Below are 26,594 nucleotides of genomic sequence, written 5' to 3'. Positions count from 1 at the left end.
TCAACACAATTACAATTTTACATAGAAAAAATTCTAAAACTGAAATAACAAAGCTTAACTACAAAATGCAGATAGACTATGAGAACTGCAAAGAACAAGAATTTTAAAATCAATGAAAACATCCTTAGATTTTCATTTCCTTCACTTTCAATATCAAACAACACATGTCCATTCAGCATTACGTAATACAAATTTTATTTTTAACTTATCTTTGTTAAACTGTAGGGTGAAATATGATCCATATAGCTCCACATACTAAGCCAGCAAACACCACAAAACCAATAAACGAATTCGATTTGAAAAGTTTTAAACATTGTGAACTGTCATTTATATCAATGACTTTAATTTGAATAAACATATGAATACTCGCCACCAAAATCCCTAAAAAGCTAATGAAAGGGACTTTTGCTAAATAAAATGCTATGCTGCTGAACACCACAAAACCACTATACAAAAATACCAAAGCACGCTTGGTACCTTTGCCAAAAAGAAGTGCAGTAGAGCGTACACCAACCGTCGCATCATCCTCTTTATCTTGATGTGCATAAATTGTGTCATACCCTATAGTCCATAAAATCGATCCCATATAAAGTAAAATCGGTGACCAACTCAAACTACCACACACAACAGCCCACCCCATTAATGCCCCCCAATTAAATGCAATACCTAAAAAAAATTGCGGCCAATATGTTATGCGTTTCATAAAAGGATAAAATGCAACTGCTACCAATGACGAGACACCTAGAAAAAAACTGTATCTATTAAACTGCGATAAGATGCCTAATCCAACTAAACATTGCACCAATATAAAAACCTTTGCCTGAAACCGACTCACATGGCCTGTAGGCAATGGACGAGATCGTGTTCTCTCTACCTGAGAATCAATTTTATGATCCACAAGATCGTTCCAAGTACACCCTGCTCCTCGCATCGCTATAGAACCTAAAAAGAAAAGAAAGAGATACCAACACCAATGAAGTAACATTGATAAAAGAGGTAATTTGTGCATTTCATAAGAGAGAAAAGCCATTGTTGTTGACCAAAAACAAGGCCACATCAACAATTGCCACCCGATAGGCCGGTCCCAACGTGCCAATTGAGCATAAAACCACAAAGAAGGAGGCAGAAAATAATACACCCATTGTTTAGAAGATGCATCCATCACTCGTCCCTGGCTTTCGCAAGATTGAATATGTGCAATATTTTTACTTTTTTTCATCAAATAATTTCACCTTTATTCTTGCGATAGAGGCATTTCACTCTTATGACAAGAAAATTCATTTAATTATCTTCTATGATAGGAGCAAACAATGAACATCCTTCTTATCGGCTCAGGCGGACGAGAACACGCTTTAGCATGGAAAATAGCAGCATCACCACTATTAACAAAATTATATTGTGCTCCTGGAAATCCTGCAACAATGGAACTTGGTAAAAATATCGATTTAAACATTGATGACCATTCTCTCGTCATTGACTTTTGTAAAACGCATTCTATTGATCTTGTGGTCGTTGGACCAGAAGCACCACTTGTTGCTGGTATAACAGACTCTCTTCATAACGCTAATATCTGTGTATTTGGACCTACTCAAAAAGCTGCTCAGCTAGAAAGTTCAAAAGCTTTTACAAAGAATCTGTGCCGTAAAAATAACATTCCTACAGCGCCCTATCAATGCTTTCATGACTCTGTACAAGCCAAAGCCTACATTCGGCAACAAGGCGTTCCCATTGTCATTAAAACCGATGGCTTAGCTGCTGGTAAAGGTGTTGTTATTGCAACAACTATAGAAGAAGCGTTTAACGCAGTTGATGCCTGCTTCAAAGGTACCTTTGGTGATGCAGAAAAAAAAATTGTTGTAGAATCTTTTCTTGAAGGTGAAGAAGCAAGCTTCTTTTGTCTTTGTGATGGTAAAATTGTTCTTCCCTTTGGATCTGCACAAGATCATAAACGTGTGGGAGATGGTGATACTGGAGCAAATACTGGTGGCATGGGCGCTTATTCCCCAGCTCCCATCATGACTAAAGAAATGATTAATCGTACCCTCAAAGAGATTGTTGAACCCGCTCTACGTAGCATGAATACAATGGGAGCTCCATTTAAAGGTGTTCTCTTCGTTGGATTGATGATAACACACAAAGGACCTAAATTAATTGAATTTAATGTACGATTCGGCGACCCTGAATGCCAGGTTTTAATGATGCGTCTTAAAGATGATATCCTTCCGATTCTCTTTGCCACAGCTCAAGGAAATCTCCAACAACAAAATCTTCAATGGTCTGAAAAAACTGCTTTGACTGTCGTTATGGCTGCCAAAGGTTACCCAGACTCTCCCCAAAAAGGTACTGTTATCCGCAATCTTGATAAGGTAAATGTTTTCCCTGATGTAAAAGTTTTTCAAGCTGGCACAGCATTATGTAATGGAGAACTCATTGCGAATGGAGGACGCGTTTTAAATATAACAGCAATAGGCGAAACCGTTATGCATGCGCAAAAACGCGCCTATGAAGCTGTCGATTGTATTGATTGGCCTGAAGGCTTTGTTCGCCGTGATATTGGATGGCGTGCTATTGCACAAAAAAGTTAATCCTTTGAATATTCCTTTTACGACTTAATAATTCTATGTGGATCATGAAGCATGAATCTACTGAGCGTTTCATATTTCTCATAATTTTGAAGAAAATATCGAATTTTCTTTTGAAAAATGAAATATTATAAATGTAAACAAGTGACTTATAATCCATTCTAAAATAGATAAAATGGGAATCTGATTATAGAATTGTGATTACAACTGTGTATTAGCTTATCGTTTGTGCTTATTTAAAATTCATTTTCTCACCATTTTTATAAACTAATTTTTGGTCTACCAAAGGTTGAAAAAAGTACTATTTACTACCATTGCCTTACGTAGAAAAAGTAAAGCTTTCATTTATAATCAATAAAACGTTAGAAAAATAAATGCACATGGGCAAAACAATAGCAAAAAATGAATGTACATTAATATTATCATAATGCAATCCGATTCGCGATCACCAAACGCAAACCCAACGGATTGCTATAACGAAGTGAAAAACGCTTTTGCTTAGAATGCAATGTTGTACAAAAAAATTGGCGTAAATTAGAACGATCTTTTACAACCATAACACGATTATCATCATTGATCATAAGCATAGGAAGATCATAAGTATCTGCCCATAATCGCCAATCAAGAAGAACATTATTCAAATCTCTAGAAACTAAAAGCCGAATACAAGCTTCCTCATCTGCGTGAAACAGTTCTAATGCAACGGCTCTCTCTCCTGAATGGGTTTTTATAGTGCGTGCCGCAATTCCTTTAAAATGATAAGATGGCATTAAACGCGATAGGCTTGAGGGAGGGTCTGTTTTAAAAAAAACACCGTGTTCACTTAACGAACAAATTATTTTATTACCAGTTTTTGACGAAAAATATGTCGTTGTCTGTGGCAAATGGCACGGATCTAACCGAAATTCAAGCACCGCTTTTGCCTGATTAAAGCATTGATTAGCCATATACAGTGTCCCAATTTATCTTAATAATATACACCCTTTAACAGCTTTTCTCCTATTGGATTATTAAAAGATTTAATAAAAAACAACTGGTTTTTTTTGGGATTATTGAAATCTAAACAAAAATACATGAAAAACTTCATTTCTCTTGAATTATAATATTTTCCCAGGATTCATAATTCCTAAAGGATCGAGTACTTTCTTAATCCCTTGCATAATATCCAAGGCAACAGGTGATTTGAAAATGCGCAGTTCTTTACGCTTAAGTTGACCAATTCCATGCTCAGCAGAAAACGCACCTTGATAGTGCATTGCTAAACCATGAATGCTATGATTTATTTGTGACCATAATTGCAAAAACACTGTAGGATCAGTTCCAATGGGCTGTGTAATATTATAGTGCAAATTTCCATCACCCATGTGGCCAAAACAAACCACCCGCGCACCTGGAACAATATCTTCAACAATACGTGCTGCTTCAGAGATAAAATCAGGAATGGACATAATAGGCACTGCAATATCGTGCTTAATAGACTCTCCTTCTAATTTCTGCGCAGATGATATACTTTCACGCAATTGCCAAAAAAAATCTTGCTGTTTTAAAGATTGTGCAATAACTGCGTCTTCTATCACACCATTCTTTAAAGACTCTTCCAAAATAATACTAAGCACCGACAATGCCTCATCATTCCCCTGTAATGATGAAATATTAACCAACACATACCATTCATGCTCATGTTCAAGAGGAGACCTCTCGCACATCTTATAGTCTAAAGCCATCTTAAAGCTGAGTTTTCCCATGAGCTCAAAACCTGTCAACATTCCCCCTCCATAACATTGAGCAAGAGATAAAAACTCAAGAGCTCTAGTTGGGTTACATAAACCAACCAAAGAAACTGCTTTCCCTCTTGGTTTTGGAAAAAGCTTTAAAACTGCTGCTGTTATAACTCCTAGAGTGCCTTCGGCACCAATAAAAAGGTTTTTCAAATCATAACCACTATTGTCTTTTTTTACAAAACGCAAATCCTCTAAAATACGACCATCAGGCAAAACGACTTCCAAACCAAGACAAAGCTCACGCATATTGCCATAAGCTAAAACAGCTGTCCCTCCAGCATTAGATGAAAGATTTCCTCCTATCTGACAGGAACCTTCTGAAGCCAAAGAAAGAGGGAAAAGACGATCTGATTCATCTGCTTTTTTCTGTAAGTCTTGTAAAATAACACCAGCTTCTACCACAGCAAAATTATCCTCAAGATTTATACATCTCACCTTATTCAATCGTTCCATAGATAAAAGAACGCTGTTCCCTCTCTCATCTGGTTGTTGACCACCTACGAGACCTGTATTTCCTCCTTGAGGTACAATTGGTGTACGGGTTTGGCTAGCTAACCGCATAATTGATGATACCTCTGTAGTAGAAGATGGGCGTAACAGTAATGGTGTTTTTCCATGAAAAAGTTTGCGTTCTTCAAGCAAATAGGGCGTAATCAAAGCCTGATCTGTGATAGCGTGCTCAATACCAACAATTTTTGTAAATTTCTTAATTAACTCCTGCTCTATCTTCATTTCTCCTTTGGAGCTGCAGCACGTATAAGACGATCATTAATAGCCTCACCTAGCCCATATGATGGAATAGGCTCTACTGCAATAGATTTCACCTTGAATGAATCCAATTCCCTCATGTATTGAAATAAATGGGAGGCAGCCTCTTCCAATTGTCCACCCTCACTAAGATTTAAAACAGCAACAGCATTTTCAACTCCCATAATGCGTTTTCGACCAAACGCTAAAAGTGCTTCATCACTTTCGACCCTTTGTGCATTCAAACGAATCATGGTATTTGGCGCATAATGTGATTTTAACATACCTGGTGCTTCAATCACAGCCTGCTGATCTATCCTTTTCAGCGATTTCCCGACAACCTCTTCAATCTCTTCAGCCGCCAGTCCCCCGGGACGCAACAGATAAATACTTTCATCACAAACTTTAATAATTGTTGATTCAATCCCTATTTTACAAAATCCTCCGTCAAGTATCAAAGGAACAGTTTCTCCTAGCGATGCCAAAACAGCTTCAGCCGAAGTAGGACTAAGACGTCCGGATTGATTAGCACTAGGAGCAGCAAGAGGTCGACCAAAACATTGTATAATTTCTGCAAAACAGCTATTTGGAAAACGGACAGCCAATGTATCCAAACCACAGGTAGTTAAAGGATGGATATTATGTTGCGCCCTTAAAGGTAGGACTAATGTCAAGGGTCCTGGCCAAAATATCTCCATTAATCGACGCGAAAGAAAATCAATTTCAACGTAGCGTTCCGCCATCTTGATGCTGCTTACATGAGCAATAAGAGGATTAAATTGCGGGCGCTTCTTTGTAGAAAAAATAGAAGATACAGCCTTTCCATTGGTTGCATCCCCTGCTAACCCGTAGACAGTTTCTGTTGGTAAAGCTACTAATCCTCCCTGTTTAAGAAGTGCAACTGCCTCCTTTATTGATGCACTATTGAGAGATAGAATTGTCATCATATATCATCCTGATAGTGCTCTTTTAGTGGTGCAAAACTATAACGATGTAATCCCACGATTGGCCCATATTTATCAAGAGCGGCACGATGTGCTAACGTTGCATAACCTACATGCTTCTCTAAATCATAACCTTTATAAACGTGCCCCACACACTCCATCATCCGGTCCCTTGTAACTTTAGCAATAACAGATGCTGCTGCTATTGAAACCGAACGTTGATCACCTTTAATCAAAGCAGTTGCTGGACACGGCAACTGGAAAGGAATGTCGCGGCCATCAATCAGTGCATAGTGTGCTGAAACTGCTAGTCCTGTAATACAACGATACATTGCCTCTAAAGTTGCTTTTCTAATATCAGACTGATCAATCGTACGGGCACAAAGACTAGCAATCGAAACCGCTAATGCATTTTTCAAAATTTCATAATAAAGACTATTGCGTCGTTTGACAGAAAGTTTTTTTGAATCATTTAACCCATCTGGAATACGATTTTTATCTAAAATCACTGCTGCAGTTACTACAGGACCAGCGAGAGGACCACGCCCAACTTCATCAACGCCCGCTATATGAACAAAACCCTGTTTCTGCAAATCTAATTCACACGAAAAATTTGGCTGAAGTGGTAAATTAAACATTCTTTTATAAATCACAAATATAAAGAAACTTACATCCTATTTTTACAGCCTGCCTCTTTTCTACAAACCATACAATAAAAATAGTTTCCCAAACATCCTAGTAAACTCTTGCCCAAGCAGAAAAATAAAAGAACGCAATTATGGAGTCTTTATACACTGCCACCTGATTCCTCTGCTGAAATATTATCCTAGCATGTGCAAATCTGATCTAGAAAATAAAAAATACTGACCATTGCTTAATTTCCCCATCGCATAGGATAGAATCGTTATAAAATAAAATCTTTCTTTACACTTAACTTGTCAAATCCTTCCTAAAGTTATGATAGGTCTCACAAACCAACTTGGATGCATCGATTTGATAAAAAGAGCTGCCTTTTGGGCTGCTTTCTGATCTTTAAAAATCCCAAAACAAGTTGCTCCCGTGCCAGACATACGTGAAAAAAGAGAGCCACACTCATCTAATGTAGACAATACTTCTGTCAATTGAGGTGCAATTTTTAATGCAGAAGTAAAAAGATCATTACGCGTTTCTTGTAAAGCTTCAACCAATGAATCAATTGTCTTCAAAGCTTCTGAATCAATATTCAGAGGAGAATTATTGTGTTTTTCCAAAACCTTAAAAACAGCTTTCGTTGTAATCTGTTGGCCATGATTCACTAACACCATTGCAATAGAACAAGCATCCCTTATGCGTGTAATATCTTGGCCAATTCCTTTTACAAAAAGCGGTTGCTGATATTCCAATGCAAAAAGACACATTGGCACATCAGCACCAAGAACTAAGCTCATTTCTGCTAATTTTTCACAAGAACAATTAAGACTCCACTGTTGACGTAATATGTTTATAACACCGGCAGCATTACCTGAACCACCACCAATACCTGAAGCAACAGGTAATGTTTTAACAAGTTTAAAAAAAGCCGGTTTAGCATTTCCAGGAAATGTGTTGCGCATCAAATCACGTGCACGATTAACCAAATTATTTGAATCAGAAACAAGCCCTTTTGCAAATGGACCTGTTAAAACAAAGCGATCACTTTCACAAGACGCATAACCTAGACAATCACCGCTGAGACTAAAATAAACCAAACTTTCTATTAAATGATAACCATCAGCCCGCTGCCCAACAACATGTAAAGCTAAATTCAGTTTAATGGGTGTAAATATATAAGCATGACCCTTAAATGAAGTTCGTACACCCAATATCATTTAACGTAACATTCACCTCTCCAGAAATCCTTTAACAATGTGCTCTTTTTTTTAATGCTTCGCTTAGACTTTTCAGCTCCTCCTCCTCCCTGGAATATCTTCTGTAATCGTTTCCTACACAAACAATAAACATGAGGAGTTATCACAGACAATAAATTGAATACAATTACTCGTATCATTTCAAGCGTTTTCCTTCTAACAACTGTTTTAGCTGAAATTACTAACTCTATTGAGTATCTATCGAATTGCACCATCCCAATCACAAACCATAACGTTGCCAAAGTGTACGCTCTTGTACTGCCATCAATGCACTGTCAACTGCTGTATAAACCGTATGGGCAGTAACTCCTGAAGGAACTTTAGGTCCTAAAAGGCTTTTTGGAGGTGTAATTAATCGAAGCTTTGTATCATCCCCGAACCGCTCCTTAATAACAGAGCGCACATCATTCAACCCATCCACAAGGCCAAGCTCAACACCTTTCTTTCCACTCCAAAACATTCCTGTAAAAATATCCGGATCATTTGATAACTTGGCTGCACGTCGCTCTTTAACTAAATCAATAAAAGTTTGGTGAACTTCGAGTTGTAGAGATTTTAAATGTTCAATATCTGCCTTCTTTTCAGGCTGAAATGGATCTAATGTAACCTTGTTCTTTCCTGCTGTGTAAACACGCCGCTCAACACCAATTTTCTTCAAAAGTTCAGGAAAACCAAAGGAGGTAGAAACAACCCCGATGGAACCAATAATCGAAGAAGGATCAGCAAAAATCTCATCCCCCGCACAAGCAATCATATAGCCTCCCGACGCGGCTATATCCTCTACAAATACAAGAACCTGTTTCTTTTTTTCCTCTGCCAAATCACGAATACGCTTGAAAATAAAACGTGATTGCACAGGTGAGCCACCAGGAGAATTAATAATAAGTGCAACAGCCGGAGCTTTTTTGTACGCAAAAGCCTTGTCTAGAAGATTCGCACATCTACCTAATGAAAGCGTCCGTGTCATCAATGTAGTTGAATCCATAATAGCTCCATGAAGGCGCACCACAGGAATTTCAAGTTTACTAGAACAAAAACGACGTGGAATAAGATTTTTGATAACGTCCATCAAAACAAAATCTCCTTATGAATTAAAACAAATCAAATAGGCAAAGACAATAGAAAGGAAAAACACAATAACATCCAAAAGCGCTATTCAACCCGCACATGTAAAACCAGAAATAAAACTTTACACAAAATTTAGATTCTCCATTAAAAAGCAGAGTTTTTTAAATTTAAGCAATAAACTGGAAAACACAAGATATCATTTTAAAAGTTCCCACAAACTTATACATCCATTATTGATTGCATTAACCCCTGGTGAAAAAGTATAACCATCATCTTCATGCATAATCAACGCCGGTAATACGGAGAGAGCTGCTCTACTTCCTCGTTTTGCATAAAATAAAATACGAATTGCTGCCGTTGTTGTACGTGCATGAACAGGAATTATACAAATACCACCAAAGCGTCCTTTTAAAGCGTGCAAAATATCATTCAGCGATTGTGGACGTGCAATTAACCCCAAGTATCCGCCTGGCTTAACAATTGCCGCAGCACTCCGCAACCAATGCTCAAACATCGCTTCAGGCATAACATGTGCCTCAGATTTTTGTTTATAAGGGGTTTTGCAATCTGCAGAATTATTAAAAGGTGGATTCATGATGGCAAAATCAAAAGAATTGTCGGCCAATCCTGCTTTTAAGCGATTCCTGCCTTTCAAAGTAACATCTGCTTCTATCAAACAAATTCGCTCAGCAAATTTTTCATTTTGTTTTAGCATAAGTGTTTTTTCTGCATAAGATGCCATAAAAGCTGACCGTTCAACTAATGTAACATGAACTTTCAGACAACGCGAAGCAACCGCCAACCCTGCTGCACCGGCACCTGCCCCTAAATCAACAACCTTGCCCTTTAAATTATTGGGAACTAAACTGGCTAATAACATAGCATCCATCCCAGAACGATGGCCATATTTACGTGGTTGGACCAAGTAAAACTTCCCGCGATGAAAACTGTCAATTGTGTCATCATTCTGATTCGTTGTTTTATCCATTTGAAAGCCTAATGTTTATCTTTATAAACTGCACTTTATTCTTATCAATTGCTGCTTAAACAAAGCCGTTTCAAATTTTTCCCACAATCTCATAAACAATATTACACAAGCTTAAAAAATATTTCTTGCACATATTAATTCAAAACCTGTACTTCAAAGCAGCATCAAAAGCTTGAGTCAAAACAAAACCCCTTTTATGGTAATGAAAAAATAGAATTCATATATACCTATTGCAATACTCTAGGAGTAAACATATTGCGTGTCGCCTCAAAACCAAACCAGACAATAAATAATCAAATGTCTCTGCAATCCCTTATCAATCTTACTCAACATGATATGAAGCGAGTAAATCAATTAATCCTCTCTATGGCAAAATCAGAAGTTGAAATGATTCCTGAAATTTTGAACTATCTTATTTCATCAGGCGGAAAGCGATTACGCCCAATGATCACATTGGCTTCTGCTCATATGTTTGATTATCAAAGTGATGGGCATATAAAACTTGCAACAGCGGTTGAATTTATGCATACGGCAACCTTGTTACACGATGACGTGATTGATGAAAGTAATTTACGGCGTGGAAAATCCACTGCACGAATGATTTGGGGAAATCAAGCAAGTGTACTTGTTGGTGATTTCTTGCTGGGACAAGCTTTTAAAATTATGGTTGACGTTGGTTCTATAGAAGCGCTCTCCATCCTAGCAAAAGCTGCAGCAATTATCGCTGAAGGAGAAGTTATGCAACTTTCTGCTGCAAAAAATACTGAAACTAGTACTTCAGACTATCTCAAAATCATCAATGCAAAAACAGCTGCACTTTTTTCAGCTGCCGCTGAAGTTGGACCAGTTATTGCTGGTTATGGAGATAAAGAGCGTTCTGCTTTGCGTGAATATGGGACATTATTAGGGGTAGCCTTCCAATTGATTGATGACGCACTTGACTACGGTGGTTCGGCTAAACATTTTGGAAAAAATATAGGAGATGATTTTAGAGAAGGAAAAATCACAATGCCTGTTATCCTCGCATATGCACGTAGTAATACAGTAGAAAAAGCATTCTGGAAACAAGCGCTTGAAAACGGCAATAATAACAACGAAGCCTTTGCACACGCGCAATATTTAATAGAAAAATATGATAGCCTCACAGATACAATAGAACAAGCACGTCTTTATGGAACGCGTGCAATCGACGCTCTTGCTCACATAAACAAAAGCCCTGCTCACAATGCTCTCGTTGAGACTGTTGATTTTTGTATTGCGCGCGTAAACTGATTATTTGCAAGAATCCCTATATTGTTCAACAAAGTAATCGTATATGATTTATAAACCATACAACCGATTGATTATCTTGAAAAGGATTAGCTTTATGTGTAGTGCAACAGTATCCCGCTTTTGGGCGCTCTTTACCACGTGTATCATACTGATGCCTTCAACCACCTACAGCAAAATAAACGCCACTATAAATACAACCTCATTTACAGGTGCCTATTTAGCTGGAAGAGTTGCAAATCGCGAAAATAAAATAGATCTTGCCATCAATTATTTTAAACAAGCACTCGTTTATAAACCTGATAACATTGAAACACAAAAAGAGCTCCTTGAAGCTATGCTTTCTTTAGGAATCTTCAAAGAAGCTGTCCAGCAAGCTAGAAAACTCAAAGAAAAAGATGTGATAACTCCCTTTGTTTCATTGACGTTGTCAGTAGAAAGTCTCATCAAAAAAGACTACAAAAATGCTCAACTTCTTTTGCAATTAAAAGAACCTCCTGCACTCAATAATCCAATACCTGAACTTATCGGTGCATGGATCACATTTGGTTCTGGACAAAAATCTCAAGCAATAACTAATCTTGAAAAGATTAAAGGGCCTATATGGTATAACCTTTTTATACATTACCATCTCGCACTTATGAGCGATCTTGCAGAACGTCCACAAGATGCAAAAAAATATTTTATGCAAGCACTCAATAATAAACAAGGAAATCTTATAGCCCCTAATACCTATGAACGTATTATTATCGCCTACGCTTCATTCCAATTGCGCCATAACATGCGTAATCAAGCTCTTCAAACTATTAAGCATGGTGAACAAATGTTAGCAGGCCGTGAAGTTCTTAAAAATATCCGAATAAAAATTGAAAAAGGTGCTTCCTTAGAAAGATTGGTTAGAACACCTCAACAAGGGGCAGGTGAAGTATTGTACAACTTTGGAACAGCCCTTAACCACAAAAACTCAGGACGTATCGCACGTATTTTGGAACAGTTATCTTTCGCCCTATACCCTCAAAATGACGCAATGCTATTTCAACTCGCACATATTTCTGCCAAATTAAATAATCCTTATCAAGCAATTAAACTTTACCACGCTTTACCACCTGGGTCCCCTTATTATAGAGATGGACAGTTTCAGCTCGCATTTCTTCTTGCAAATAATAATAACTACAATGAAGCTATCAAATTACTCAACACGTTAAGAAAGAAATTCCCCAATGATCGTCCCATTTTGGTAACGTTAGCTGCTTTTTATATGCAAGATAATAAATTTGTAGAAGCTATCCAAACTCTGGATCGTGCTATTGCACAGATAAAAAATTTTCAACGAGATGATTGGAAACTTTTTTATCAGCGTGGTATTGCTTTCGAACGTCTAGATCAATGGGCAAAAGCCGAAACAGATCTGCGAAAAGCGCTTGAATTTTTCCCCAATCAACCGCAAGTCCTTAATTATTTAGGCTATTCATTAGTTGATCGTGATCAAAAACTTGAAGAATCGCTTCACATGCTGCAAAAAGCTTCTGCACTACAATCACAAAATAGTCATATCCTAGATTCTCTGGGGTGGGCTTATTACAAGCTTAAACAATACAACAAAGCTGTTCAAATATTGGAAACTGCTGTCAAGTTACAACCTGAAGATCCAACATTGAATGATCATTTAGGTGATGCTTATTGGCAAATCGGACGTAAACGTGAAGCCATATTTCAGTGGAATCATGCAATTGATGGAGAAGCGAAAAATTTCAAGAGAATCCGAGAAAAACTGAAATTTGGCTTGCAATAAACAATGATGCTTGACCATAATCATATGAAACAATAGACAGTCATGAAGGCTGAAATTCTTTTGGTCGTTATTTATTGATCGAACATTAAAGAGTATAAGTGTGAAACTACCTGAATATCTTAATCCTACATGTTCTTTTCAGGGACTTATTTTAACTTTGCAAAATTATTGGGCGCACTATGGATGCGCAATTTTACAACCTTATGATATGGAAGTCGGAGCTGGAACTTTTCATCCAGCAACAACATTGCGCTCACTGGGTCCACGTCCTTGGAAAGTAGCCTACGTCCAACCTTCTCGACGCCCAACAGATGGCCGATATGGTAAAAATCCGAACCGTTTACAGCACTATTATCAATTCCAAGTGCTTCTCAAACCTTCTCCCCCCAATTTACAAGAGCTTTACATTAAGTCGCTACAAGCTATCGGTCTTGATATGAAACTTCACGATATTCGTTTTGTTGAAGATGATTGGGAAAGTCCAACTCTTGGTGCTTGGGGTCTTGGATGGGAATGCTGGTGTGATGGAATGGAAATTTCCCAATTTACTTATTTTCAACAGGTTTGTGGCATTGAATGCGCTCCAGTCTCAGGAGAACTCACTTATGGGCTTGAGCGTTTGGCAATGTATATTCAAGGTGTTGATAACGTCTATGATCTTAACTTTAATGGTTTAGATGGAGAAAATCAAATAAGCTATGGAGATATTTTTTTACAAGCAGAACAGGAATATTCATACTATAATTTCGAATTTTCTGATACCAAAATGCTGCTCCGGCATTTTATTGATGCAGAGCATGAATGTATTGCTCTCCTTGAAACTGGAAAACCAAATAAAGAAAATGGTTTACATCTGTGTGTTTTCCCAGCCTATGATCAATGTATTAAAGCCAGCCATATTTTTAATCTCTTGCAGGCACGTGGCGTTATTTCTGTGACTGAACGACAAAGTTATATTCTTCGCGTTCGTGATCTTGCACGCCGCTGTGGAGAAGCCTTTTTACTCACTGAAGCTGGACAAATACACACTAATGGAGAAGCTTAATGTCTGATCTTCTTCTTGAACTCTTCAGCGAAGAAATCCCTGCTCGTATGCAACGAAAAGCTGCTGCCAACCTCAAAAAATGTGTGACAGATCAACTTGTAAATGCAGGCTTGACCTATAAAGCTGCTCGTGAATATTCGACACCCCGTCGACTAACATTAGATATCCGTGGTCTTTCTATACGCTCAAAAGACATCCATGAAGAACGCAAAGGACCTAGTATAAACTCACCTCAGCACGTAATTGATGGCTTTCTACGCGCAACAAATCTGAGTGATATTTCTGAAGCAGACATTGCACATGATCGTAAAAAGGGTGATTTTTATATCGCTAAAATCATAAAAAAAGGCCGAAATGCAGAAGAAATTATTGCCGATATTTTACCAGATATTATTCGTAATTTTCCATGGCCTAAATCTATGCGTTGGGGCAAAGATTCAGCAGAAAATGGAGCACTGAAGTGGATTCGACCTTTACAAAACATTCTTTGCGTTTTTGGACCAGAAATTGGTGAAACGCATGTTATTCCGTTTACAATTGGTTCGCTCAAAAGCAATAATCTAACCTACGGTCATCGCTTTTTAAGTAACGGAAAACCATTCCAAGTTCGCCGCTTTGACGACTATATCACTCAACTTGAAGACCATAAAGTTATTCTAGATGCGGAAAGACGAAAGAACATTATTTGGGCTGATGCTCAAAATCTCTGCTTTGCAAACGGCTTAGAACTGGTGCAAGATAGTGCCCTCTTAGAAGAAGTTGCAGGACTTGTTGAGTGGCCTGTTGTTCTTATCGGTGATTTTGATAAATCTTTTCTTGATATTCCCCCAGAAATTATTCGCTTAACCATTCGTACCCATCAAAAATGTTTTGTAACTCGCAAACAAGGTGAAAAAATAAAACTTTCTCATCATTTTATTCTTGTTTCTAATATTTGTGCAAGTGATGAAGGTAAAACAATTTCTAAGGGAAATAGTAAAGTTGTGTGTGCTCGTCTTTCCGATGCACTCTATTTTTGGCAAACAGACCAGCATGATTTGCCCGATATCAAAAATTTAAAACCCTCTATTCAAAAATTTGATCTTGATTTAAATAAACCTCTTGATCAAAGAATGGCAAGGTTGGATCATTTAAACGTAACTTTTCATGCAAAATTAGGCACACAAAGCGCAAGAGTAGAGCGAATTGCTACTTTAGCACAAAAAATTGCACCTTTGGTGCAAGCAGATCCTTTCTTAGCTAAACGTGCAGCTGTACTCGCAAAAGCTGATCTACAAACAGAAATTGTAGGAGAGTTTCCTGAACTGCAAGGACTAATGGGACGAAAATATGCTCTGCTTCAAGGAGAAGATCCTCGCGTAGCTGAAGCAATTGAAGACCATTATAAACCCCTAGGCCCCAAAGATCGTCTTCCGCAGGAACCTCTTGCTATAGCAGTTGCACTAGCGGATAAAATTGACATGCTCGTTGGTTTTTGGCTCATTAATGAAAAACCAACCAGTTCAAAAGATCCCTATGCGTTAAGACGTGCAGCACTGGGAATTATTAGGCTTGTGCTTTTGCGCGATTGGAAAATCAATCTTATGCCACTGTTTACTCTGGCAATGGATCTTTTTTTACAACAGAAAACCAAATATGAAACATTTCAAATAGAATCTAAACAATCGCAGAATCGATTTCTGGAAAAAAAAGAACATATTTTATCAGATCTTCTGTTATTTTTTCATGAACGTTTAAAAATCTATCTAAAAGAGGAAGGTGCTCGTTATGATGTTATTGAAGCAGTCTTAAATAAACACACTGATAATTTTTTATTGGTTGCACGTCATGTCGAAGCACTTATCGCTTTTATCAATACAAGCGAGGGAAGTAGCTTTTTAGCCGCTGTAAAACGTACTATAAACATTCTTGAGAATGAACGCCAAAAAGGCTCAAAAATAGTAAACGAAATTATCCCTGAACTCTTTATTCAACCAGAAGAACAACAACTTTATCAAGCAATCATTGAAATAGAAAAAAAGGTTTGTAACCATATCAAAGCCCAAAATTTGTTATTTGCACTTAGTACCCTAGCTCAACTAGGAAAAATTATTGACATATTTTTCGAAAAAGTACTGGTAAATGACAAAAATCCTAATGTGCGTACTAATCGTCTTGCTCTTCTCAACCGTTCCCACAACATTACACAAGCGGTTGCAGACTTCTCAAAATTCGTAGTTTAAAATTTAAATGCTTTATGAAATGAAAAAATAACAAAGATAGAACTTTTTTATTTTTAGCAATTTTTAGCATTAAATATTTTAAAGAGCATTATGAAATAATTTCATCGTGAAGTTTAAAATAAGTTCAAAAAACTGGTGCCAATTTTGAAAAAATTCTAACTCTAAAGGATTTTTTCTTTGAACTCACTTAATATTCCTAATGAAGATACTTATTCATTTTCGTAAGAGATTCTTCAACAAAAGACTCCTTAATAAGTGCATTTGCTTTACTAGAATCTAACTCCTTCGCAATAAGCGTACGTGCAGCAGAAATCGCTAAATCGATAGCGGATGATGAAACCATGCGTACCGCATCAGCTTCTGCTTGAGCAATTTTTTGCTCTGCCAATTTATTGCGATTCTTTACATATTCTTCTGCTTTTGTACGAGCTTCAGAGATAACAGATTCAACTTCACGCTTAGCTGCAGCAATAATTTCTTGCGCATCCTTTTCTGCTTCGGCATGTTTGCGCTGATATTCAGCTAAAATCTCCTGAGCTTCTTCACGAAGACGAAGAGCTTCATCAAGTTCATCCTTTATACGCTTTGCTCGCGCATCAAGATAGTGCACAGCCATTTCTGGAACCTTGAAATAGACTAAAAGAGCCAGAAAAAGAACTAATCCAACAAAAGCCCAAAAAGTATCTGTCATTGCTTGTAACCCTCAGTAATCTGCAGTTTTCACAGCTGAACGAACAGACTCTCTACTAACATCAGTATCAATCAATTTTTTTACAATTTCAAGAGCCACTTCTTCAGCAATTGAGCCAACACTTTGCATAGCTTTATCGCGAATTTTTTCTATTTGTTTTTCAGCATCTGTTAATTTTTTCTCTAAACTTTCTTCAATTTCCTTTCGTTCAAGCTCAACCTTTGCTTTTATCTCTTTCCCAGATTCTTGCGCTATAACATAGGCTTGTGAACGTGCTTCCGCTAATTTCCGCTCGTAAGTTTCAACTACACTATCTGCTTCTTGTTTCATGCGCATAGCCTGATCCAAATCAGACGCGATTCGATCCCGACGTGTTTCAATAATACCCCCAATACGTGGTACAATTACACGAGAAATGAAAAGATAAAAAAGTCCAAAAGAAATTGCTAACCAAAAAAGATGCGAACCAAAATGCACAAAATCAAAGGGAGGAAACACACGATCTACATGCTCTACTGCATTTTTAATATGCTCTACCGGTCTTTCAGTGCCCTGTGCATAAGCGCTAGAAATAAACATTCTATCTCATCCTTCAAATAGCTCACTAAAGCTCCTTATTTAAATAATGATAACTGACTAATGGTTTCTTCCAATATAAAATCAAAAGAGCACGTCTGCTTCTCATAAAGTATGTATCCCCTTTTTAAAAAGATTAAACTGCGAAAAGAAGCAACAAAGCAACGAGCAATGAAAAAATGCCTAAAGCTTCTGTCACAGCAAAACCAAAGACTAAACGACCAAATTGACTATCTGCTGCTGATGGATTACGTAACGCACCAGAAAGATAGCTCCCAAAAATATTTCCAAGACCCAAAGCTGTTCCCGCCATACCAAAGCAAGCAAGACCAGCACCAATATATTTTGCTGCAAGCACTAATTCCATATTATTCTCCTTTAAAGCTAAATTTCACCATTTGACAAAAGACCACCAGTTTCATTAATGTCCTGGATGGACTGCATCACTAAGATACATACAAGTTAAAACCGTAAATACATACGCCTGAAGAAAGGCAACTAAAAATTCAAGAGCAGTAATCGCTACAGTCATGATAAGCGGCAAAATTGAGCCACCAACGCCCATGACTCCTACCCCAATCATTGAAACAATAAAACCAGAAAATACTTTAAGGGTAATATGACCAGCAAGCATATTAGCAAAAAGACGAAGTGAAAGACTAATAGGGCGAGAAAAAAAAGAAATAACCTCAATCATTGTAACCAGAGGTAAAATCACAACAGGCACACCACTGGGAACGAACAATTTCAAAAAACCAACCCCATGCTTATAAAAACCGTAACCAATCACTGTCAAAATGACCAACATCGCCAATGAAAAGGTGATCATAATCTGAGAGGTAATCGTATAAAAATAGGGAAAAAGACCAATAAAATTAGCAACTAAAATAAAAGTAAATAAGGAAAAAACTAAAGGAAAAAATTGTATTCCTTGTACACCTGACGATTCTCGCAAAGTCGACGCTACAAATTCATACGCCATTTCTGAAAGAGATTGCATCCGTGTTGGAACTAACCCACGACTTGATGAAGAAATAAAGAGGAAGGTTGAAGCTACAACAACTGTAGTTACTATAAAAAATGATACATTTGTAAACGACAAATCCACATTCCCTATGGAAATATTAATCAGCCGTGAAATCTCAAACTGATGAATAGGATCTGGAGCGTGTGATGTCACTTCAACCTCATTTATCGGACCTCTTATCGGCCCCTTTATCTTGGCGTAATACGCCTGTTTTCATTAACTGACCGGAGGTAACATACCCCACAGATCGAAGAATATTCAATACACCAGAAGCAAATCCAAGAAAAAGAAAAAATACTAACCCCCATGGTAATGAATCTGCTATCTTATCAAACCCCAACCCTAAAACAACGCCTACAATAATATTTGCCAGAAACTCACTGGACAACTTAACTGCACGCGCAACCCCTGCTTGTTTCTCATCTCCGCTACTCTTAGTCCCCCGTTTCTTTAATGCTTGTTTACGCATTAAAGCTAAACCTAATCTCTGACTACGATATTCTAAATCCTCTGAATGAAAATAGTCTCCTTGCCTTTCTTCTTCAGCTCCCTTTACTGGCACAACGGGTTCATGGCCCTTTGCCATAATCAGCTCCTTATTCAAAAAAGCAGAGTCAAAATATATCTTAAAAATCGTTAATATCATATTGTTCGCAAATTTATTCGTCAAGATGTTAAAAAAATCTATCACAATTTATCGCGATAAATGCAATAAATAATGTGTCTTCACAATTTTTAAACCTCAATCACTAATGCACTTTTATAATACCCCTGTTCTGCGTATAATGCTTTGCTGCCTCTCCTTTAGCGAACTACATCTATCCTCATGACAAAACTTTAAAATATACAGAGAAAGTTTCCTTTAGAAATAAGTTAATAGTGTACATTTCATTCATCGTCAGTAAATAAAGACAGTACTAATGAGGTTTCTACACTTAATGCATAACTAAGGACTGAGATTTAAGATAGGTTATGCAATAAATCTGCGTAAAAAGGACCTTAAATATGAATTCTACACCACTTTCTATAACTGCATCTAGTTTTTGGAGGCTTTCACGTGATAAGAAAATATTGACAGATTGGAAAAATTTTTCGCTTTTTATTTGAATAAATCACCGTAAATTAGCATTTCTGCCCAAATATAGTTCCTAAAATTTCCTTCACACAAGACAGTACTATAGTTATCTATTGTTACCCTCAATTATTGCACTATTCTGTATTGCTCAATAAAAATTTTTTTTATTTTAAAAGGTAACGCTCTTAATCTATTGAAATGATCAATTTATTATCGATAATAAGCTGTAATAAGTTATAAAAAAACTTATTTTTCAACTTGTTCTTAAATATAGAATTATTCACTTTAAAAACAAAGAAATGTCATTTTTTTCTGAAACGTGCTGCAAAAGGATTATCAGACGCTCGTAACGATATGCGAATTGGTACACCAGGCATATCAAATGTATCACGTAATCCATTAGAAAGATAACGTAAATACGATTGAGGCATGACCTTTGGCCGAGAACAAGAAATCACAAATCCAGGAGGACGTGTTTTAACCTGTGTTATATATTTAACTTTAAGTCGGCGCCCTGAAATTGCAGGTGGTGGGTGATGTGCAACAATAGTTTCAAGCCATCGATTCAATTTTCCCGTGGAAATACGGCGATTCCACACGCGATGCATCATAATGACATTTTCCATCAGTTTATCAATCCCTTGACCATATTGGCCCGATAAAGGAACAGCTCTTAAACCACGAACTTGGGGGAGAAGACGGTTACATTTTTCATACAAATCAATCAATGTCACCTGACTATTTTCAACAAGATCCCACTTATTAAAAGCAATAAGTGGAACTCGCCCTTCACGAATCACAAGATCAACAATTTGCAAATCCTGTTTTTCAAAAGGTGCAGTTATATCAAAAACAATCACCACTACCTCTGCGAAACGAATTGCTCGTAAAGTATCGGTAACAGAAAGTTTTTCTAATTTTTCTTGAATTTTTGATTTTCGACGCAAACCCGCAGTATCAAAAAGTTTAATACGATGTCCACGCCATTCCCAATCTACAGAAATAGAATCACGCGTAAGCCCCGCTTCAGATCCTGTTAACAAACGATCTTGCCTCAACATACTATTGATGAGGGTTGATTTTCCTGTATTAGGACGACCAGCAATTGCAATCCGAATGAGCTTATTTTCATCGCAAACAAGCCTTTCTTCCTTCAAATCTTCCACATTATCACCAACAGAAGAAGGCTGTACAGAAATATACTTTTTTTCGTTTTTGCTCTCAAAAGCACGTTCTCTTCCAACAGCATCTATAATTGCACCGCGAAGATCCGTAAGCCCCAAACCATGTTCAGCAGATATTGGACAAGGCTCCCCCAAACCTAATGACCACGCTTCATACTCTCCTTTTTTTGCTTCTTTTGACTCGGACTTATTAGCAACAAGCACAATAGGTTTCCCTGACTTGCGCACCAATGAAGCAAAATTTAAATCACTCGGTGTTATTCCCCTCTTCGCATCAAACATAAATAAAATAAGATCCGCTTCATCAATAGCTGTTTTCGTCTGAAAACGCATACGACCTTCAAGTGTATGATCAGCCGCTTCTTCCAACCCAGCTGTATCAATTACATCAAAATGCAGATCTTGAAGTTTTGCTGCATGAATACGTCGATCACGTGTCACACCTGGCTTATCATCAACTAAAGCCAATTTTTGCCCGACCAAACGATTAAAGAGTGTTGACTTCCCAACATTAGGACAACCAACTATAGCAATGGTAAGGCTCATCAATTTATTCCTTATTTGCCTTACCCTCAGCTTGCATAAGCTCAAGCATAATTCGCGCCCGATCTGCTATTTTGGATCCTAGAGTACCTTCTTCAGAAATTTTCCTAAAATAATAAACCGCCTCATCCATCTTACCCGCTTTATAAGCGGCTAAGCCTAAAGCCTCTCTTGCAGACATACGCATAGGGTCAACATCATTAGCCATATCTTTGATGCGTTTTTCCACTTCATCCAAAGTCCCTGCATCAACTAAAATATAAGCAGCCCTAATTTTCGCAACTTGACGTAACATTTGTGGTGCTTTTTCATCAGCTGCAACAGAATCAAAGATCTCTACCGATTTAACAGTATTACCTTTTTCCATAAGTAAAGAAGCCTCACGTAAACGAGCAAGAAAAGGATAGCCTCCAAAGTTAGAAACTTTAACATTTTCCAATTGCTTCATCGCCTCATCGAAATGATGTGTATCTGCAAACTCGAGACTTTTTACAAATGAATCACCAATATAACCGGCTTTCTTTACTTGCTCATGATAGTAAATTTGATAAGCAACTATCATGAGTATAAAAAAAATGACTGCCCCAATAACTAAAAAACCATAACGTCTCCAAAAAGAAAGAGCCTTTTCCTGACGAAATTCCGCATTAACTTCAGCGATAAAACTATCATACGACATATATCATACCTTGAAAAAAACCATTTTTCTGTGCTTTTACGCGTAAACGGACAAAAATGGTAGCCCTAATTAAAAACTTCTATCCCATTAATTTCGAAACAATTTGTATCTGAATCTCTTTGACTTTTGCAACTACATCAATCAAAAATAATGTAACTGCTTTCTGGTTTATACTACAGTCTTTATGTCTTTTTAAACTTTGAAAAAATTATCATTAACTAATATCTATCATGCCATACTTGCCCATCATATCAAGAATTATTTGTAGTCCTCCTCATTATATAAAGACTTTAAAATAACGGTTCTATTACATTTTTAAAAATCCTCATTGTAAAAAGACCATAGGAAAGCAATTTATTAAAAAACCTTTAGCTAGAGAAGTATTGCTCTATTTTCATAATTGCAAACACCTATAATCTGATAAACAAGTCTTATTATCCAGGATAAAAGAAATGGGGGAACTTCATGATAAAAGTTAATCAAGAATCTAGATTCAAAACAAAACTATTTGCATAAACTATATCTCTTCAACTTATCTTATCAGATTGATTACCTTTCATGATCGATACTTACAGTTTCTAAAAATATTTTATTGTAATGGCCAAACCCACATGAGCATCGGAACAGCAACAATGACTATCAATACAGCCAACGGAGCACCAAAGCGTGGATAATCACTAAAACGATATCCCCCTGGTGCCATCACGAGCATATTACTTTGATGTCCAATAGGTGTAAGAAATTCACACCCCGCACCAATTGCAACAGCCATCAGAAAAGCTTCAGGTTTATAATGAAGAGAATGAGCAAAACTTGATGCGATTGGTGCTACCATCATCACTGTCGCTGCGTTATTCAAAAATGGCGTTACCAACATGGCTGTAACCAATATAAGTGCTAATGCACCATATGGTGGAAAAAATATTGCTAATTGGCTTAACCATTGGCCTACAAGATCTGTACATCCTGTTTTCTCTAACGCTTCACTCACTGGAATAAGGGTTGCTAATAATACTAATATTTGGCCATCTAATGCTTGATACAAATCACGCGCTGGCAAAACTCGAAAAATAACCATTGCAGCAGCAGCAGAAAAAAAAGAAAAGGCGACTGGAACAATATGAAAAGCAGTACAAATGATCGCTATAAAGAGTATAGCTAAAGATACGAAACCATGTCGTAAATTACCAAACACAATATTACGTTTGGCTAAGGGCAAACATTTCAATTCTCGTAACAAATTTGGAATAACCACATCTTGTCCCTGCAAAACAATTACATCTCCAAGATGGAAAACAATATCACCAAGTCTTCCCCGTATCCTTTCATGTTGACGACTTAACGCAAGAAAATTCACATCATAGCGATCCAATAATGAAAACTCTTTCGCACTGATACCAATAAGAGGAGAATTATGTGTTATGACTGCTTCAATAATATCGATATCACTAGTCTTATCACTTGTAGAAATAGTTCGACCAGTAGAAAATTCTAAACGAGCAGAATTCATCACGCTATCTAACCCTGTATGCGAACCTTCCAGCAAAACAATATCATTTTCAGATAAAACAAAATCTGGCAATGGTGAAATAAATATTTTGTTTCTAATGATTTGAATCACCATGACATCTCCACCTGATGGCTTAACAAGATCAACAACAGTTTTTCCTACAATCGGTGAATTTGTTGGAATCTGCACTTCGGAAACATAGTTACGAATATCAATAGCATCATCAAACGATACACCTGAACGCACACGCACAGGTAAGCGCCAAGAAAAAAAGATCAGATATAATACACCAGCAGTAGCAACAACCGCACCAACCGGTGTAAAATCAAACATGGTAAAAGGTACCCCTGTTAAACGTTCTTGCATAGCTGAAATAACAACGTTCGGAGAAGTTCCGGTCTGTGTCATAAGGCCACCCAACAAAGAACCAAATGCCATAGGCATCAAAAAAACAGAAGGTGAAACCTGAGAACGACGAGCAAATTGAAAAGCAATAGGAAGCATGATAGCTATAGCACCAATATTTTTAACAAACATCGATAAAAACACTACAGAAATAACCAAAAAAGCTAACTGAAGACGCACTGATTTCACATCTGGCCATATCCGTTGGATAATAAATTCCATTACACCAGAACGCGATACAGCCGTACTGACAACAAACACACTTCCCACGATAATAACAATATCGTTACTAAAACCGCTAAATGCCTCTTTTGGACTAATAAGTCCAATAGTACAAGCAATCAATAATGTACAAATAGCAACAAGATCATAACGGAATCGGTCCCAAATAAAAACAATCATCATGAGACCAATGATAAAAAAGGCTATTATTTGATTTTCTGTCATGACAACCATTTCTCTCCGTTAGATTACAACGAACAACACATATCTTTATGTTTTAACTATTCTGATAAACAGCAGCAAGATAAAAGCAAACAAGGGGGGCACTTTACAGTGATTTTAAAGTGATAAATTATAATCAACGTGTAACTCCTCTGCTTTCTAGGAATGCTTTTTGATAAAATGCTAAAATCATAAAAATTATAAAATACAAAAACTATAAAAATTGGTGACAGTTCATAAAAGCGTCTTGCAAAAAAGATGGGAATAACTCTACATGTCAAAAAGAATAGAAAGAAGTAACTGTCGAAACTGGTACATGCTATACCTTAGCCTTTGTCGTTGCTTAAAAATTTATCTCCCCTCTCATAGAGAATGATAAAAGCGGAAAAAGAAATGATGGCCAATCTTAAGAGTGAATATCAAGATAATCTAAAATACTGGTTAACTTATATTCTTGGGTTTATTGTTATCTTGGCAATTATATTTGTTGGTAGTTTTTATACAGTAAAGCCCTATCTGAATAGTTTTGTGAAACGAGAGATAGCATACCGTTCTATAAAAGCACAAACATCCGATGTCAGCATCACAGGCAAAGTTAATTTGACAAATGTTATACTTCCTGTCCCTGCTGGTGTATCACTTAAAATCGGTGCCATTTCAGCGCGTCCTCCTATTTCTTTTATTCCTGGCACTTTTACATTTTATAATGTTGATTTAAAGTATAACAATATTCGTGTAAAAATTCCCAAAGTTTCTTTCAATAATGTCTTTTTTAAGAAAAAAGATAGAACGATCACGTCACGCCTTTTACAATCAATTATGCGTATTGAACTTGCCTCAATTGTTGCTCCTGTTGTACGGTTTTCTGTAGAAAATGTGAATAAACGTATCGAAAAATTTGAGATAAAAAATTTTCAGCTTTCTGATTTTAAAAATGGGCATATCCGTTCTGTTAGCATCAAAAACATGGACCTGACAACAATCGCTGCAAATGGTGTCAAACAGATGCATCTTATCGCTAAAAGTGATACAATAAGAGCGCATGATATTGACATCAATTACGCATATTCTATGATTTTTGGAAAAAGTAATCCTATCAATCAAAGTAAAACCATTACCGGTCCGATTTCTCTAAATAATATAAGAGTTAATATTTTTGAAGATATAGAAAAAAATTCTTCTTTTTCTCTCGGTCAATTAAAAATATCTGGGCTAAAAATGAAGCCGTTTGAACAAACACCTGAAAAATTAACCAAAACTTATCTTAATGCAAGCAAAGAAAATAATCAGGCTGCTAAAAAAACAACACGAAATGGTATTCTTTTAAACACATTGCTCGCTATTACTTCAGCTGATGCAAAAATTGATCATGTCACTGTTGATATACCGCAGTTGAAAGCAACGCTTAAATCATTTCAATTCAAACCAAGTTTGTGGAAACAACCTATACCCAAAAAATTTCTTCTTTCTCTCGATAACCTTTCAATTCTACCTAAAAAAATAGAAGAAAAAGACTTAGACTTTCTCAAAAAGATAAACCTTGAATACTTTGATCTTTCAGGAAAATTGGATATTTCTTATGATGATAGAAAGCGTATGCTCTTTCTTAATGCAATGTCTTTCAACATAAAAGATGTGGGTTCTGGAAAAATATCAGCTAAAGTTATTAATGTTGATGAAACACTCTTCTCCGGTCAGAAAAACGTAATGATTGCTGCTTCTCAACGCCTTGGTATTAATGAAATTGATATCCGCTATACGGATGCTGGTTTCATTGATAAGTTTTTTTCTTATCTTGCACAAAATCTTAATGATAAAAAATATGATCTCAAAAAAGAACTCTATGATTATTTCTATCTGATGATGATACAAAGCCCAAAACTGCTGCTAAAAACTCATGATGAAGCAGAAAAGATCTCAAAAGCTCTTGGTGACTTCGCTAAAAATCCTCAGACATTGTTCATTAAAATTAAAGCAAAAAATAACAAAGGCCTTACAGTAGCTGATCTCCAATCCACCCTACAAAATGATTTATCCACAGCTTTGAATAAAATACATCTAACTGTCAAAAATGAAGTATCACATTAAAAAGCATGTTTAGATTTCAATATGTTGATTTTATCTATAAATTTAAGA

22 protein-coding genes are annotated in these 26,594 nt (G+C 36.8%); 6 read left to right on the top strand and 16 right to left on the bottom strand.

The window, feature by feature from the left end:
* Positions 1-214: 214 nt before the first annotated feature.
* A complete protein-coding gene (gene ubiA, locus HWV54_RS05595; RefSeq protein ID WP_005865875.1) occupies positions 215-1,219 on the bottom strand; it encodes a 4-hydroxybenzoate octaprenyltransferase in 1,005 nt (334 codons plus the stop codon).
* A 91-nt stretch (positions 1,220-1,310) separates the two neighbouring features.
* On the opposite strand from ubiA, the gene purD reads away from it, so the two are divergent.
* On the top strand, positions 1,311-2,585 hold the full coding sequence (gene purD, locus HWV54_RS05590) for a phosphoribosylamine--glycine ligase (protein ID WP_005865876.1): 1,275 nt from the start codon (positions 1,311-1,313) through the stop codon (positions 2,583-2,585).
* 419 nt (positions 2,586-3,004) lie between these two features.
* On the opposite strand, the gene HWV54_RS05585 is transcribed toward purD, so the two are convergent.
* The 7 genes from HWV54_RS05585 to HWV54_RS05555 all read right to left on the bottom strand — a co-directional run bounded on the left by HWV54_RS05585 (position 3,005) and on the right by HWV54_RS05555 (position 9,996).
* Positions 3,005-3,529 carry a DUF6101 family protein gene (locus HWV54_RS05585; protein WP_005865878.1) on the bottom strand — a complete coding sequence of 175 codons (525 nt, stop codon included), beginning with the start codon at positions 3,527-3,529 and terminating at the stop codon, positions 3,005-3,007.
* 150 nt (positions 3,530-3,679) lie between these two features.
* A complete protein-coding gene (locus HWV54_RS05580) occupies positions 3,680-5,089 on the bottom strand; it encodes an FAD-binding oxidoreductase (protein WP_040296455.1) in 1,410 nt (469 codons plus the stop codon).
* 2 nt (positions 5,090-5,091) lie between these two features.
* Positions 5,092-6,054, bottom strand: a complete 963-nt coding sequence (locus HWV54_RS05575) for an L-threonylcarbamoyladenylate synthase (protein WP_040296456.1) — start codon at positions 6,052-6,054, stop codon at positions 5,092-5,094.
* Complete coding sequence (locus HWV54_RS05570; protein ID WP_005865884.1) at positions 6,054-6,692, bottom strand: ribonuclease HII; 639 nt, start codon at positions 6,690-6,692, stop codon at positions 6,054-6,056. Before HWV54_RS05570 ends, HWV54_RS05575 begins: the two co-directional genes overlap by 1 nt.
* 300 nt (positions 6,693-6,992) lie before the next feature.
* Entirely contained in the window at positions 6,993-7,901 is a 909-nt protein-coding gene (locus HWV54_RS05565; RefSeq protein ID WP_005865886.1) for a 4-(cytidine 5'-diphospho)-2-C-methyl-D-erythritol kinase, read from the bottom strand.
* A 259-nt stretch (positions 7,902-8,160) separates the two neighbouring features.
* Positions 8,161-9,009 carry a S49 family peptidase gene (locus tag HWV54_RS05560; protein WP_005865887.1) on the bottom strand — a complete coding sequence of 283 codons (849 nt, stop codon included), beginning with the start codon at positions 9,007-9,009 and terminating at the stop codon, positions 8,161-8,163.
* Between the two features lie 195 nt (positions 9,010-9,204).
* Positions 9,205-9,996: a tRNA1(Val) (adenine(37)-N6)-methyltransferase gene (locus HWV54_RS05555; RefSeq protein ID WP_005865890.1), complete on the bottom strand. Its 792-nt coding sequence runs from the start codon at positions 9,994-9,996 to the stop codon at positions 9,205-9,207.
* A gap of 255 nt (positions 9,997-10,251) precedes the next feature.
* Between HWV54_RS05555 and HWV54_RS05550 the strand changes: the two genes are divergently transcribed.
* The 4 genes from HWV54_RS05550 to glyS all read left to right on the top strand — a co-directional run bounded on the left by HWV54_RS05550 (position 10,252) and on the right by glyS (position 16,324).
* Positions 10,252-11,268 (top strand): polyprenyl synthetase family protein, encoded by a 1,017-nt coding sequence (locus tag HWV54_RS05550; RefSeq protein WP_005865892.1) that lies wholly within the window; start codon positions 10,252-10,254, stop codon positions 11,266-11,268.
* 94 nt (positions 11,269-11,362) lie between these two features.
* Complete coding sequence (locus tag HWV54_RS05545; RefSeq protein ID WP_005865894.1) at positions 11,363-13,057, top strand: tetratricopeptide repeat protein; 1,695 nt, start codon at positions 11,363-11,365, stop codon at positions 13,055-13,057.
* 100 nt (positions 13,058-13,157) lie between these two features.
* Entirely contained in the window at positions 13,158-14,102 is a 945-nt protein-coding gene (locus tag HWV54_RS05540) for a glycine--tRNA ligase subunit alpha (protein WP_005865896.1), read from the top strand.
* Complete coding sequence (glyS, locus tag HWV54_RS05535; RefSeq protein WP_005865898.1) at positions 14,102-16,324, top strand: glycine--tRNA ligase subunit beta; 2,223 nt, start codon at positions 14,102-14,104, stop codon at positions 16,322-16,324. The genes HWV54_RS05540 and glyS overlap by 1 nt, the downstream gene beginning before the upstream one ends.
* A 196-nt stretch (positions 16,325-16,520) precedes the next feature.
* Here the strand turns inward: glyS and HWV54_RS05530 are convergent, their stop codons facing one another.
* From HWV54_RS05530 to HWV54_RS05495, 8 genes are all read right to left on the bottom strand, one after another.
* Complete coding sequence (locus HWV54_RS05530; protein WP_005865900.1) at positions 16,521-17,015, bottom strand: F0F1 ATP synthase subunit B; 495 nt, start codon at positions 17,013-17,015, stop codon at positions 16,521-16,523.
* Positions 17,016-17,027: 12 nt separating this feature from the next.
* On the bottom strand, positions 17,028-17,594 hold the full coding sequence (locus tag HWV54_RS05525) for a F0F1 ATP synthase subunit B (protein ID WP_005865903.1): 567 nt from the start codon (positions 17,592-17,594) through the stop codon (positions 17,028-17,030).
* Positions 17,595-17,727: 133 nt separating this feature from the next.
* On the bottom strand, positions 17,728-17,958 hold the full coding sequence (locus HWV54_RS05520) for a F0F1 ATP synthase subunit C (protein ID WP_004855165.1): 231 nt from the start codon (positions 17,956-17,958) through the stop codon (positions 17,728-17,730).
* 54 nt (positions 17,959-18,012) lie between these two features.
* The gene (locus HWV54_RS05515; protein WP_005865911.1) at positions 18,013-18,771 is read right to left on the bottom strand and encodes a F0F1 ATP synthase subunit A; all 759 of its coding nucleotides are present in this window, start codon (positions 18,769-18,771) and stop codon (positions 18,013-18,015) included.
* Positions 18,772-18,778: 7 nt separating this feature from the next.
* Positions 18,779-19,204, bottom strand: a complete 426-nt coding sequence (locus HWV54_RS05510; protein ID WP_005865912.1) for an AtpZ/AtpI family protein — start codon at positions 19,202-19,204, stop codon at positions 18,779-18,781.
* 791 nt (positions 19,205-19,995) lie between these two features.
* On the bottom strand, positions 19,996-21,423 hold the full coding sequence (gene der / locus HWV54_RS05505; RefSeq protein ID WP_005865916.1) for a ribosome biogenesis GTPase Der: 1,428 nt from the start codon (positions 21,421-21,423) through the stop codon (positions 19,996-19,998).
* 4 nt (positions 21,424-21,427) lie between these two features.
* Positions 21,428-22,099: a DUF2659 family protein gene (locus HWV54_RS05500; protein WP_005865918.1), complete on the bottom strand. Its 672-nt coding sequence runs from the start codon at positions 22,097-22,099 to the stop codon at positions 21,428-21,430.
* Positions 22,100-22,688: 589 nt separating this feature from the next.
* The gene (locus tag HWV54_RS05495; RefSeq protein ID WP_040296458.1) at positions 22,689-24,461 is read right to left on the bottom strand and encodes an SLC13 family permease; all 1,773 of its coding nucleotides are present in this window, start codon (positions 24,459-24,461) and stop codon (positions 22,689-22,691) included.
* A gap of 393 nt (positions 24,462-24,854) precedes the next feature.
* Between HWV54_RS05495 and HWV54_RS05490 the strand changes: the two genes are divergently transcribed.
* Positions 24,855-26,546, top strand: coding sequence for a hypothetical protein (locus HWV54_RS05490; protein WP_040296459.1), 1,692 nt, complete (start codon positions 24,855-24,857; stop codon positions 26,544-26,546).
* Positions 26,547-26,594 lie beyond the last annotated feature (48 nt).

The organism is Bartonella alsatica, from assembly GCF_013388295.1.
GTDB lineage: Bacteria > Pseudomonadota > Alphaproteobacteria > Rhizobiales > Rhizobiaceae > Bartonella > Bartonella alsatica.
The sequence above is the reverse complement of the archived record's forward strand: the minus strand, read 5'-3'. Positions and strand labels throughout refer to the sequence as shown.